At 62.3% G+C, this 13,293-nt stretch carries 10 protein-coding genes and 1 tRNA gene; 1 reads left to right on the forward strand and 10 read right to left on the reverse strand.

Features of this window, described 5'->3' with window-relative positions; genetic code table 11:
• The first annotated feature begins 213 nt into the window (after positions 1-213).
• The gene (locus L0U82_RS10795; RefSeq protein ID WP_233830711.1) at positions 214-1,173 is read left to right on the forward strand and encodes a patatin-like phospholipase family protein; all 960 of its coding nucleotides are present in this window, start codon (positions 214-216) and stop codon (positions 1,171-1,173) included.
• Between the two features lie 161 nt (positions 1,174-1,334).
• On the opposite strand, the gene L0U82_RS10800 is transcribed toward L0U82_RS10795, so the two are convergent.
• The 10 genes from L0U82_RS10800 to L0U82_RS10845 form a co-directional block, all read right to left on the reverse strand.
• Positions 1,335-2,003: a C40 family peptidase gene (locus tag L0U82_RS10800; RefSeq protein ID WP_233830713.1), complete on the reverse strand. Its 669-nt coding sequence runs from the start codon at positions 2,001-2,003 to the stop codon at positions 1,335-1,337.
• A 137-nt stretch (positions 2,004-2,140) separates the two neighbouring features.
• Complete coding sequence (locus tag L0U82_RS10805; RefSeq protein ID WP_233830715.1) at positions 2,141-3,772, reverse strand: ABC transporter ATP-binding protein; 1,632 nt, start codon at positions 3,770-3,772, stop codon at positions 2,141-2,143.
• On the reverse strand, positions 3,769-4,875 hold the full coding sequence (locus L0U82_RS10810) for an ABC transporter permease (protein WP_233830717.1): 1,107 nt from the start codon (positions 4,873-4,875) through the stop codon (positions 3,769-3,771). The genes L0U82_RS10805 and L0U82_RS10810 overlap by 4 nt, the downstream gene beginning before the upstream one ends.
• Positions 4,875-5,912, reverse strand: a complete 1,038-nt coding sequence (locus L0U82_RS10815; RefSeq protein ID WP_233830719.1) for a microcin C ABC transporter permease YejB — start codon at positions 5,910-5,912, stop codon at positions 4,875-4,877. Before L0U82_RS10815 ends, L0U82_RS10810 begins: the two co-directional genes overlap by 1 nt.
• Before the next feature lie 97 nt (positions 5,913-6,009).
• Positions 6,010-7,944 carry an extracellular solute-binding protein gene (locus tag L0U82_RS10820; RefSeq protein ID WP_233830721.1) on the reverse strand — a complete coding sequence of 645 codons (1,935 nt, stop codon included), beginning with the start codon at positions 7,942-7,944 and terminating at the stop codon, positions 6,010-6,012.
• A gap of 161 nt (positions 7,945-8,105) precedes the next feature.
• Positions 8,106-8,438: a hypothetical protein gene (locus L0U82_RS10825; RefSeq protein WP_233830724.1), complete on the reverse strand. Its 333-nt coding sequence runs from the start codon at positions 8,436-8,438 to the stop codon at positions 8,106-8,108.
• A gap of 391 nt (positions 8,439-8,829) precedes the next feature.
• A tRNA-Ser gene (locus tag L0U82_RS10830) sits at positions 8,830-8,923 on the reverse strand.
• Between the two features lie 179 nt (positions 8,924-9,102).
• On the reverse strand, positions 9,103-10,353 hold the full coding sequence (locus tag L0U82_RS10835) for an aspartate kinase (RefSeq protein WP_233830727.1): 1,251 nt from the start codon (positions 10,351-10,353) through the stop codon (positions 9,103-9,105).
• A gap of 414 nt (positions 10,354-10,767) precedes the next feature.
• Complete coding sequence (tilS, locus tag L0U82_RS10840; protein ID WP_233830730.1) at positions 10,768-12,249, reverse strand: tRNA lysidine(34) synthetase TilS; 1,482 nt, start codon at positions 12,247-12,249, stop codon at positions 10,768-10,770.
• A 61-nt stretch (positions 12,250-12,310) separates the two neighbouring features.
• Entirely contained in the window at positions 12,311-13,282 is a 972-nt protein-coding gene (locus L0U82_RS10845; protein ID WP_233830732.1) for an acetyl-CoA carboxylase carboxyltransferase subunit alpha, read from the reverse strand.
• Positions 13,283-13,293 lie beyond the last annotated feature (11 nt).

Consider the following 13,293-nt stretch of genomic DNA (forward strand, 5'->3'; position numbering starts at 1 on the left):
TACTTCCTCTGCAACGTTTCATTACAGCCCACCGCGCGAGCCGATCCTTTGCTTTATGATGTGCGCGCGCTGCGAGCAGGAGCCGGATGAATCCCGGCTGGACCCGCCCCGGCGAGTGGAGCCGCCATCGGCGCTTCGCATCGTTTGATCCGCTGCCTGATCGCGGCACGCATGACGCCGCGGCTCTCGTCCGCGCCGTTGCTGGAGAACTCGTTGAAACCCTCATCCCCGCGCGATACCGCCCGTTTGGGGCGCCGCCATTTTTCGCTGGCAGCCGCATCGGCGGTGCTCGCCGCCTGTACCACGACCGGCGGCAAACTCGATAGCGCACCGATCACCTCCACGCCCACCGTCCCGCCCACCGCGCCTGAAAAAGCTCAGAAGCCCATGCGTGTCGCACTCGCACTCGGCGGCGGTGCCGCGCGCGGCTTCGCGCACATCGGCGTGATCAAGGCGCTCGAGGCGCGCAATATCCAGATCGACCTGGTGGCCGGCACGAGCGCCGGCTCGGTGGTCGGCGCACTGTACGCGTCGGGCATGAATGGCTTCGCGTTGAACAAGCTCGCGCTCAGCATGGACGAAGCGTCGATCAGCGACTGGGCCATGCCGTTTCGCACACGCGGCCTGCTGCAAGGCGTCGCGCTGCAAAACTATCTGAACACGACGCTGAACAATCGTCCGATCGAAAAGATGGTCAAGCCGCTCGGCGTCGTCGCAACCGATCTCCAGACGGGCCAGCCGATTCTGTTCCAGCGCGGCAACACCGGCATCGCGGTGCGCGCGTCGTGCAGCGTACCGTCGATTTTCGAGCCGGTGAAAATCGGCGGCCACGAGTATGTGGATGGCGGGCTGGTGAGTCCGGTGCCGGCATCGTCCGCGCGCCGCATGGGCGCCGACTTCGTGATCGCCGTCGATATTTCGCAGCGCCCGGAAACCGGCCTGACCAGCAGTTCGTTCGACGTACTGATGCAGACCTTCACGATCATGGGCCAGACGATCAAGGCCTACGAACTCGATAAATATGCGGATATCGTGATCCGCCCGAACCTCGCGGCGATGAGCGGCAGCGATTTCTCGCAGCGTAACGCGGCGATTCTCGCGGGCGAGGAAGCGGTCGCGAAGATGATGCCGGAGCTGCAGCGCAAGCTCGCGGCGCGTCGGCTGGCGGCCTGACCTACCTGACGGACACAGGCGGGCCATAGGTGAGGCACAGGCGGCACGGATGGTGAGGATCGCCGTCCAGAAAGATCCGAGCCCAAATCCAAACCCAAACGCAAAAAAGCCTGCTTCGATGAAGCAGGCTTTTTTATCGCTAATTCAGAGTCAGACCGGAATCAGTTATTTCCGCCGATCGACGCGTTCACGCGCTTGCGCAGATCGTCACCCTGATCGCCCTGGTACGAAGTCTCGAGCCGGCGTGCGCCGGTGAAGCGTTTTTCCCAGTAGCCGTCATCCATGTCGTCGACGCGGATCGTGCTGCCGGTGGACGGCGAATGCACGAACTTGTTGTCGCCGATATAGATGCCGACATGCGAGAACGTACGGCGCATCGTATTGAAGAACACCAGATCGCCCGGCTTCAGGTCGCTTACGCGCACCTTCTCGCCCATTCGGCTCATTTCCTCGGCGCGGCGCGGCAGCGCGAGGCCGAGCGTGTCCTGGAACACATAGCGCACGAATCCGCTGCAATCGAGTCCCGAATCGGGCGTATTGCCGCCCCAACGGTAGCGAACGCCGATCATGTTCAGCGCGCCGACCACCACATCGCCCGCCTTGCCGGCCATGCCGGAAAGAAACGACCTGGCGCTGCCGCTATCGGCAACGGGTGCTTGAGGAGTGGAGAGGGAGAGAGCATCCGACCCGGAGTTGGTCGAATAGGAGACGGTCTGATTGAAACTGCTTACTTCGTCGGCGAATGCGCCGGGAGTTGCTGCCATCAAGACGCCAATGAACATCCCGGCGACGACGCGCGTACAAGCCTGGGTTAGGTTTCTGTGCTGCATTGGTCGGTAGTTTTTGCCTGAAAATCAGTGGACTGCGAAAAAAAGTTTGGTCGATACTAGCCAGTAAGTATTTGCGTGTCAAAACAAATAGAAAAAATCAATCGAGATACCCACCTAATTGACGATTAGTTGAAAATTCAACGGTCAAGCGCTGCTTTCAGTAGCTTTTGCGTGTAAGGATGGGACGGCGTCGCAAAAATTTTCTCGACATTCCCGGCTTCGACGATAGCTCCGTTTTGCATCACCACAACACGGTGCGCCATCGCTCCGATGACCTCCAGATCGTGGCTGATAAACACGAAGCCGAGATTGTATTTCTGCTGCAAACCGGCGAGTAGTTTCAGCACCTGCTGCTGGATCGACACATCGAGCGCGCTGGTCGGCTCATCGAGGATCAGCACGCGCGGCTCGAGCACCAGCGCGCGTGCGATCGCGATACGCTGCCGCTGACCGCCCGAAAATTCGTGCGGATAGCGATACAGCGCCGTGCGGTCAATGCCGACCTCACGCAGCACCGAGACCACCTTGTCGCGGCGCGCCTGCGGCGTCATTTGCGGACGATGCAGCGCGAGTCCCTCACCGACGATCCGCTCGATCGTCTGACGCGGCGAAAGCGAACTGAACGGATCCTGAAAGACAACCTGCATATTCGACCGTAAGGCAGTTTTTTCGGCGCCCCGATAGCTGCCGAGCGCCCTGCCCTGAAACTCGATCGCGCCGTGCGCGGTGCGTTGCAAGCCGAGCAGCGCCATCGCGAGCGTCGACTTGCCCGATCCCGACTCGCCGACGATCCCGAGCGTCTCGCCCTGACGCACCGACACGTTCGCCTGCTCGACCGCACGGAAATGCCCGGATTTAAACCAGCCTTGCAGACCCGGCAGTTTGGTCCTGAAATCGACCGACACGTCGCGCGCTTCGAGTAGCACCGGTGCAATCGGCAACACCGGCAGCACCGCGCGCTGCGGCCGGCTCGCAAGCAGCCGCTGCGTGTACGGATGCCGAGGTGCGTCGAACACCTGCTCGACCGGCCCGGTTTCGACCAGCACGCCCTGCTCCATCACCGCGACGCGCTGCGCGAAATGGCGCACCAGATTCAGGTCGTGCGTAATCAGCAGCACGGCCATGCCACGCTTTTGCGCCTCGTCGCGCTGCAGTTCGAGCAGCAACTCGACGATCTGCGCGCGGATCGTCACGTCGAGCGCGGTGGTGGGCTCGTCGGCGACCAGCAGACGCGGCCGGCACGCGAGCGCCATCGCGATCATCGCGCGTTGCCGCTGGCCGCCCGACAGTTGATGCGGGTAGCTGTTCACGCGCTTGCCCGGCTCGGCGATACCGGTACGCGCGAGCAGCTCGACCGCGCGCTTCGCGGCCTCGTTCGCGCTCACGCCATCGTGCGTGACGATCGTCTCCGCGATCTGGTCGCCGATCGTATAGAGCGGATTGAGCGCGGTCATCGGCTCCTGGAAGATCATCGCGATGTCGGAGCCGCGCAGGCCGCGCATCGCGCGCTCGCTTTTCGCGAGCAGATCTTCGCCGTCGAAGCGGATCGCCCCACTCACCTGCGCATCGGTCAACAGACGCAATACCGACAGTGCGGTCACGCTCTTGCCCGATCCCGATTCACCGACCAGCGCGACTCGCTCGCCGCGCGCGATCGCGAGCGACACGTCGTTCACCGCGACCGTGTCGCCGAACGCGACGCGCAGATGGTCGAGTTCAAGCAGCGGCGTATCCGTCGATACCGGATTGTTTTGCGGTGCCGCGCTCATTGATTGCCTCCCGCGCGCATCGCATCGGAGATACGCGTGTCGAGCGCATTGCGCAGCGCGTCGCCCATGAACGTGAGCAACAGCAGCATCGCCACCAGCACGCCGAAGGTCGACATCGAAATCCACCATGCGTCGAGATTCGCCTTGCCCTGCGCGAGCAGTTCACCGAGGCTCGGCGTCGGCGGCGGTACGCCGAGGCCCAGGAAGTCGAGGCTCGTCAGTGCGAGAATCGAGCCGCTCATCCGGAACGGCAGAAACGTGATGACCGGTGTCAGGCTGTTCGGCAGCACGTGGCGCCACATGATCTGCCAGTTCGACAGCCCCATCGCGCGCGCCGCGCGCACGTAGTCCTGCTGGCGGTTGCGCAGAAACTCCGCGCGCACGTAATCGGACAGCCCGATCCAGCCGAACAGCGACAGCAGCACGATCAGCAGGATGAAGCCCGGCTCGAAGATCGCGGAGAAGATGATCAGCAGATACAGCTCGGGCATCGCGGCCCAGATTTCGATCAGGCGCTGCCCGATGATGTCGGTGCGTCCGCCGAAATAACCTTGCACCGCTCCGGCGGCGATGCCGAGTACTGTGCCGATCAACGTCAGCACCAGCCCGAACTCCACCGATACCCGAAAGCCGTAGAGCAGACGCGCGAACAGATCGCGGCCGCGGTCGTCGGTGCCGAGCCAGTTATCGCGGGACGGCGGTGCCGGGTTCGGCACTTTCGAAAAGTAATTGAGCGTGTCGTAGTAGTAGCGGTTCGGCGGATACAGCGCGAAGTTACCCGGCGCGTCGAAACGATGCTTGATATACGGATCGAGATAATCGGCCGGCGTCGGGAAGTCACCGCCGAACGTGGTCTCCGCATAGGTCTTGAACATCGGAAAATACAGGTGGCCGTCGTAGCGCACCACCAGCGGCTTGTCGTTCGACCACAACGGCGCGGCGAGGCTCGCCGCGAACGCGACGACGAAAATGATCAGACTCCAGTAACCCAGACGCTGCTGGCGAAAACGCTGCCACACGCGCCGCGCGGGCGTCGGCGACACCAGTGCGCGCGCGGGTTCGGTGCGCGCCGCCGCATCGGTGGAAAGACGGGCTCGATTCATCAGCGCTCCAGTTGTTCGAATTGGATGCGGGGATCGACCCACACGTAGCAGAGATCGGAGATCAGCTTGGTCACGAGACCGATCAGCGTGAACACGTACAACGTGCCGAGCACGACCGGGTAGTCGCGCCGCATCACCGACTCATACGACAGCAGCCCGAGCCCGTCGAGCGAAAACAACGTTTCGATCAGCAGGCTGCCGGTGAAGAATGCACCGATGAACGCGGCCGGAAAGCCGACGATCAGCGGCAGCAACGCATTGCGAAATACGTGCTTCCACAACACGCGCTTTTCCGATAAACCCTTCGCGCGCGCGGTCAGCACGTATTGCTTGCGGATCTCGTCGAGAAACGCGTTCTTGGTCAGCATCGTAACGACCGCGAAGCTGCCGACCACCGACGCGGTGACCGGCAACGTGATGTGCCACAGATAGTCGAGCACCTTGCCGACCATGCTCAACTGGTCCCAGTTGTCCGAAGTGAGATTGCGCAGCGGAAAGAGCTGCAGGAACGTGCCGCCGCCGAACAGCACGAGCAGCAGCACGCCGAGCACGAAGCCCGGAATCGCATAGCCGATCAGCACGATGAGGCTCGTCGCGATATCGAAGTGCGAACCGTTGCGCACCGCCTTCGCGATACCGAGCGGCACCGATATCAGATAGGTCAGAAAGAACGTCCACAACCCAATGCTGATCGACACCGGCAGCTTCGATACGATCAGCGACCACACGCTTTGATGGCGGAAATAGCTCTGCCCGAGATCGAAGGTCGCAAAGCGCTTGAGCATCAGCACATAACGTTCGAGCGGCGGTTTATCGAAACCGTATAGCTGCTTCAGTTGCGCGAGCTGTTGCGCGTCGACGCCGCTATGCGCGCGCAGCCCGAACGGCGATGCGCTCTCCGCGCCCTTGCGCAATTCGTGCTGCATCTGCTCGACGGGTCCGCCCGGCACGAACTGGATCACGACGAAGGTCAACGTCAGCACGCCGAGCAAGGTCGGGATCATCAGCAACAGGCGTTTGAGGATGTAGCTCCACATAGACGGTATTCCGGTGAAGACGTTGGACTAGGCGCGTTAGAGCAAGCGATCGATCGGCCGGCCAGCGTCGACGCATGAACGCTGCTTCGGCGCGCGGCTACGGCTTCGACGGCGTGGCGGCCGCAGGCGGCGTTTGCGCATGCGCTTGCGGGTTCTCGTACCACCACATCGACGTGATCCAGCCTTCCGCGCCATAGTACAGCGGCAGCGTCTTCGGCCATGCGAGACCGCGCTTGAACGCGACCCGGTGCGTGGCACTGTACCAGTGCGGCACCACATAGTAGCCATGCATCAGCAGACGGTCGAGCGCGTGCGCCGCGTCGGTCAGTTGCTCGCGTGTTTGCGCGTGCACGAGCGCGTCGAGCACGGCGTCGATCGCCAGCGACTTCACGCCGATCACATTGTCCGAGCCGGTCGTATCGGCGGCCTTGCTGCCGAAGCGGTTGATCTGCTCCGAGCCCGGCACCTGCACATCCGGCATGCGGATCGTCGTCACATCGAAATCGAATGCGTCAAGACGCTTCTGATAGACCGCGTAATCGGCCACGCGAAACGTCGCGGTAATGCCGAGCTTCTGCAAATTGCGCGTGAAGGTCGCAACGATCGGCTCCATCGACGCGGCCGAACCCGAATCGTCGAGGATCTCGAACTGGAACGGCTCGCCCTTCGCGTTACGCAACGCACCGTCGCGATACACCCAGCCGGCCTGCTGCAACAGATCGCGCGCCTGCAGCAGATTGACACGCAGCGAGCCGGGCGGATCGGTGTCGGGCTGCGTCGGCATCGGTCCGAATACGGCGGGGTTCAGCTTGTCGCGCCACGGTTCGAGCAGCGCGAGTTCACCCGGCGACGGCAGCCCTTTCGCCTGCCATTCGGTGTTGGCGAAAAAACTGTCGATGCGCGTGTACTGATTGAAGAACAGCTGCCGGTTCAGCCATTGAAAATCGAGTGCGAGATCGAGCGCTTTGCGCACGCGCACGTCCTGAAACAGCGGCCGGCGCGTATTCAGGATGAAGCCCTGCATGCCGGTGCCGTTGTGCTGCGGGAATACGCGCTTGATCAGCTCACCGCTGTCGAAGCGCTTGCCGACGTCGCGCCGCACCCAGTTGCGCGCGATGTATTCGACGAGCGCGTCGTACTCGCCGGCCTTGAACGCTTCGAGCCGCGCGGTCGCGTCGGCGTACAGCTTGTAGACGATGCGATCGAAGTTGTTCATGCCGACGCGCACCGGCAAATCGGCGCCCCAGTAGTTCGGATCGCGTTTAAAGGTGATCGTGCGGCCGTTGTCGTAGCTGTCGATCAGATACGGACCGCTGCCGATCGGCTTTTCGAACGCGAGCTGGTCGAACGGGATACGGCTGCCGTCCGGCTTCATTCCCCACTTGCGCGAGAACACCGGCATGCTGCCGGCGAGCAGCGGCAACTCGCGATTGCGATCGTGGAATTCGAAGCGCACCGTGTGCGGGTCGACCACCACCGCGCGCTGGATCTCGCCGAAGATCGATGCGTATTGCGGCGCGGCCTGCGGGCTTTTCAGCGTATCGAGCGAGAACTTGACGTCGTCGGCGGTGACAGGATCGCCGTTCGAAAAGCGCGCGCGCGGATTGATATGGAACGTGACCGACAGACCATCGGGCGCGACGATGATGTCGTCGGCGAGCAGCCCGTACGCGGATGCGACTTCGTCGGCGCTGCCGGTCGTCAGACTCTCGAACATCAATTCGAGGCCCGGCGCCGCGTTGCCGCGCAGCGTGAACGGATTGAACTTGTCGAAGCTCGTCAGACGGCTTGGGTTCGCGAGCACCAGCGTGCCGCCTTTCGGCGCATCGGGGTTCACGTAGTCGAAGTGCCTGAAGTCCGCCGGATATTTCGGCTCGCCGTATTGCGCGATCGCATGGACTGCTTGCGCCGGCGACGTGGCGAACAGACTGATAAAGGCCAGCGCGAAGGCAAATGCGATGCGCAAGGGTCCGTGGATCACGCTGTGTCGACGTACAGCAGGCGTTTGAACCCGTCGCGAGCCAGTTGTCATAGAGGTCTTGCTGGTGAGTTGGGCAATGGCGGTGTGAAGGATTCTACCCAATTAGTCCGCCCGGTCCGCCAGCTCGATGCGATAAAGCACGCCGCGGTCAAATGCTCTCGCCAAATAAAAACCGCCCTTGCGGGCGGTTCTTTTCATCACTGCGGAACGGCTCAATGCCAGTTGCGGCCATGATCGTGGTAATCGCGGCCATAGCCGCGGCCCGGCGGATGGTGGCGGTACCAGTCATCGCGTGCCCAGTAGCGACGGCCGTCCCAATAACGGTCGCCATGCCAGCCGATCACGATGGCCGGCGCGGCGTACACCGGCGCCGGCTGATAAATGACGGGCGGCGGCGGCGGTGCGTAGACTGGAGCCGGTGCAACGTAGACCGGTGCGGGAATGCCGATATTGACACCGACGTTAAGACCCCCGGCCATCGCGACACCCGATGCACCCAGCGTCAACACCCCGAGCAGAAGCGGAACAACACGAGCGGACTTCATTGATCACCTTTGTAGGAACGTGTTTTGTTGGCGGAAATATAGCGCAACGTAGCATCGCGCGTATTTCAACTTTGTAATAACTGATGCTGAACATCGCGGCTTCTAGCGACGGGTAACGTCTGGTTACATCGGACAGACAGTGGTGAAAAATGTCGCAAAGGTGTTGTCAAGGCAGCCAGTGGCATACGCACTGCAACCGTCACGTGGAGCCGCGACGAACTTCTCCTCCGGGGCGCTACTCGGTACGAATTACGAAGCGCTGCGCGCAGCAAATAATGCGTACGTCTGCACGCGTAATTATCGACCACGAACCGGCAACGTTCGCATGCCGATGGACCAAAAAACAAAAACCCCGCAGAGCCTAGACTCTGCGGGGTTTCGCCACCATTGCTGGCGGAGACGGAGGGATTCGAACCCTCGATCCAGGTTTTGGCCCAGATGCTCCCTTAGCAGGGGAGTGCCTTCGACCTCTCGGCCACGTCTCCCAAACTTTCTATCGCACAGGGAGTCAGTGCGACGAAGCCAAGATAATAGCGGGCCGGGCCAATAAGGTCAATGTCCGCAGAACATTTTTTGTGCCAACTTTGCGATTGGCGACGCAATTCGTTCATATGGACGCCACAAACAAACGGGGCGCTCTCATGCGCCCCGTTGTTTCAGCAATTTACGCCTGATCCAGTTCGAATGCCTTATGCAGCGCGCGCACTGCGAGCTCCATGTACTTCTCGTCGATCAGCACCGAAATCTTGATTTCGGACGTGGAGATCATCTGGATGTTGATGCCCTCTTCCGACAGCGTGCGGAACATCTTGCTCGCGATGCCGACGTGCGAGCGCATGCCAACGCCAACCACCGACACCTTCGACACCTTCGGATCACCCAGCACCTGCTCGGCCTGCACATGTGCCTTCACGGTGCCGGTCAGGATTTCCATTGCGCGCCCATAGTCGCCGCGACCAACCGTGAACGTGAACGCCGTTTTACCTTCGACGCTCTGGTTCTGGATGATCATGTCGACATCGATATTCGCGTCCGCCACCGGGCCGAGAATCTGATACGCGATGCCCGGCTTGTCGGGTACACCCATCACGGCGATACGCGCTTCATCGCGCTGAAACGCGATGCCCGAGATGACAGCTTTTTCCATGGTCTCGTCTTCTTCAAAAGTAATCAGGGTGCCCGACTTCATTTCTTCGTCGAGCGACATCAGCGGATCAGTCAGACTCGACAGAACGCGTGTCTTCACCTGATATTTGCCGGCGAATTCCACCGAGCGGATCTGCAACACCTTCGAACCCAGGCTGGCCATTTCCAGCATTTCTTCAAACGTTATGCGATCGAGCCGGCGCGCTTCTTCGACAACGCGCGGGTCGGTCGTGTACACACCGTCGACGTCCGTATAGATCAGGCACTCGTCGGCCTTCAACGCCGCCGCCACTGCAACCGCCGACGTATCCGAGCCGCCGCGGCCGAGTGTCGTGATGTTGCCGTCCGGATCGATACCCTGGAAGCCGGTGATCACGACCACCTTGCCCGCGTCGAGGTCGCGCAACACACGCTCGCCATCGATGTCGCTGATGCGCGCTTTCGTGAACGCGCTATCGGTTTTGACCGGCACCTGCCAGCCTGCGTAGCTGACCGCGTCGACGCCCGCTTCCTGCAGCGCGATCGCGAGCAGACCCGAGCTGACCTGCTCGCCGGTGGCGGCGATCATGTCGAGTTCGCGGGGGCTGGGTTGGGTCGTGATTTCTTTCGCGAGGCCAAGCAGGCGATTGGTTTCGCCGGACATTGCCGACGGCACGACGACCATCTTGTGGCCAGCCTTGTGCCATTTCGCGACGCGCCTGGCGACGTTCTTGATGCGCTCGACCGAGCCCATCGAGGTGCCGCCGTATTTATGTACGATGAGTGCCATTGTCGTTCTGAACTAAGAGAGAAAACGCGCGGGCGCGCTGGAGACAACCGCACTCAAAGCACAGGGGCGCAACGTCTCGTGAACGGCGGCGAAGTGTGTGGCGGCGAAATGCAGCGCGCGTGAAGCAGGCGCGGATTTGCCCGGAAACAGGATCGCTAATGGCTGATCGGAAATAACGGCAACGACGGATCACGCTCGCAAACCGGCAATAACGAACGATAGCGACAAAAGCGACGGCGAAATCGGGTCGGGCAAGCGAGCTAAAGTACCCGATTAGACGTAAAAAGACAAGCCGCGACGAGCGTTCAAATGCGTTAATTCTGGCCTGCAAAGCGCGGTTTTCCGCTGATTTGCGCCCTATTTCGCGATTGCTGTTGGCGCGCGTCGAAGCCTCGCGGCAATCCGACCGGTCGGTCAGGCGAGCAACAGATCCTCACGCCAGATGATTTTCACCGACGCTTCGTCAGTCAGTGGCACGTCGCGCAACACCGCCCGATTCACGCCGATCAGCGGCACGAACAGCAGTTCGTCACCGACGTACAGCAGCGGCACGTCGCGTTTCCACGCCGGGATGCCGCGTTCCTGGAACAGATTCTTCAACGTGCGACTCGGCGCATTCGGCGCACCAATGCGTATGCGCTCGCCGCCGCGACGTGCTCGCGCGCTGAGCGATGCGCGTTGGAGAACGCTGAGCGGAATCGTATCGGCAGCTTCGATGTTCGACGTGTTGTGAGGCGAAACATTGGCAGCCGTGGCAGCAGAATCCACCGTCGCAAACACGAACGTGCCGCGCCACTGCGGCACGTGCCACACCTCTTCGCCCTGCCACACCAGCTCGCTGATCTCGCGCTCGACGAGCGCAGTCTCGTCGGCCGGTTCGCGGCTATCGCCCGCCTCCCAATAGACCAGACCACGATAGCTGCGCAGCGCCTGCCCCGCATGATCGATACGCAGACGATGCCCGTCGGTCCCGGCGCCAGCCTCGCGCAACTGCCGCAATGCGTCGGCAAGACGCGCACTCGACGCAGCGACGAAGCCAAGCGTGCGCATCCAGTAGCGCAACAGATTCAGCGCGCGATCGTCGTCGAGAGCGAGCAGCGTATCGTGATCGAGCGCGCGTCCTTCGTCGCGCGACGCGGCTTCCATATCGATGCGTGCAAGCGCGTCGAGCAGACGCTGCGCCGATGCCGCATGCACGGCCGTGCGTGACAGTGCGTCGCGAAAACCGGGGAAATGCACGGCCAACGCCGGCGTCACCTGATGGCGAAGCGCATTGCGCGCGTAGCGTGTGTCCGCGTTCGATTCGTCATCGATCCAGCGCAGCTTGTGCGCGCTCGCGTAGTGATCGAGCTGCGCACGCAGCAGATGCAACAGCGGCCGCACGCGCGTCGCCGTCGCATTCGCCGGCAGGAACTCCGGCGCCATCGCCGCGAGGCCCGCGAGACCCGCGCCGCGCAGCAGTTGCAGCAGCACGGTCTCGGCCTGATCATCCGCATGCTGCGCGAGCCATAACGTGCGAATGCCGTGCATCGCGCACATCGCATCGAGCGCACGATAACGCGCGTCGCGCGCAGCCGCCTCGACGCTCACACCGCTCGCGCGCGACACCTCCACGCGCTGTGCGTCGAATTCGACACCGCGCTCGCGAGCGAACGTCTCGCAATGCGCGAGCCACGCATCAGCGTGAGGGCTCAAACCGTGGTGAACATGTAGCGCTACCGCACGCGATGCGCCCGCGACGCGCACTGCCGCATCGAGCAGCACGCTCGAATCGACGCCACCGCTGAATGCGACCGCGATGCGCGCGTTCGGATCGAGCGCATCGAGCGCGGACAACGCCGCGCCGACCGCCTCGATCACGAGGCGCTCGGCGGATGAAGCAGCGGTGGAAGTCACGTCGTTAGCGCGGGCGGCGCTGGTAGACGAAAGAGAGACGAGGACGAACGCGCGCGCAGGCTTACGCGCCCGGCGTCGTTTCCTTGAATTTGCCGTACGCCATCAGCCGTTCGAAACGGCGCTCGCGCAGGTCGTTGGTGCTCATGCCCTGGAACTGACGCAGCGAATCGGCGAGCGCGCGGCGCAGCAGCGCGGCCATGCCCTTCGGATCGCGATGCGCGCCGCCGAGCGGCTCGTTGACGATCTTGTCGATCAAACCGAGCGCCTTCAGGCGATGCGCGGTCAGGCCGAGCGCTTCCGCGGCTTCCGGCGCTTTCGCGGCGCTCTTCCACAGAATCGACGCGCAGCCTTCCGGCGAGATCACCGAGTAGGTCGAGAATTGCAGCATCAGCACGGTGTCGGCGACTGCGATCGCGAGCGCGCCGCCCGAACCGCCCTCGCCGATGATCGTCGCGATCAGCGGCGTCTTCAGCTCGGCCATCACATACAGATTGCGGCCGATCGCTTCCGACTGCCCGCGCTCTTCCGCGCCGATGCCCGGGTAGGCACCCGGCGTGTCGATGAACGTAAAGATCGGCAAGCCGAATTTTTCGGCGAGGCGCATCAGACGCTCGGCCTTGCGATAGCCTTCCGGACGCGGCATGCCGAAGTTGCGCATCGCGCGTTCCTTGGTGTCGCGGCCCTTCTGATGACCGATCACCATGCAAGCCTGGCCATTGAAACGCGCGAGACCGCCGACGATCGACTGATCGTCCGCGAAGTTGCGGTCGCCGTGCAGTTCATGGAAGTCGGTGAACAGCTCGCTCACGTAGTCGAACGTGTACGGACGCTGCGGATGACGGGCGATCTGCGAAACCTGCCACGGTGTGAGGTTCGCGTATAGATCTTTGGTGAGCTGCTGGCTCTTTTTGGACAGCCGCTCGATCTCTTCCGAAATATCGACGGCCGAATCGTCCTGCACGAAGCGCAATTCTTCGATCTTCGCTTCGAGTTCAGCGATCGGCTGTTCGAAATCCAGAAAGGTGGTCTTCATTTGGTTGTAAT

The organism is Paraburkholderia sp. ZP32-5, from assembly GCF_021390495.1.
GTDB lineage: Bacteria > Pseudomonadota > Gammaproteobacteria > Burkholderiales > Burkholderiaceae > Paraburkholderia.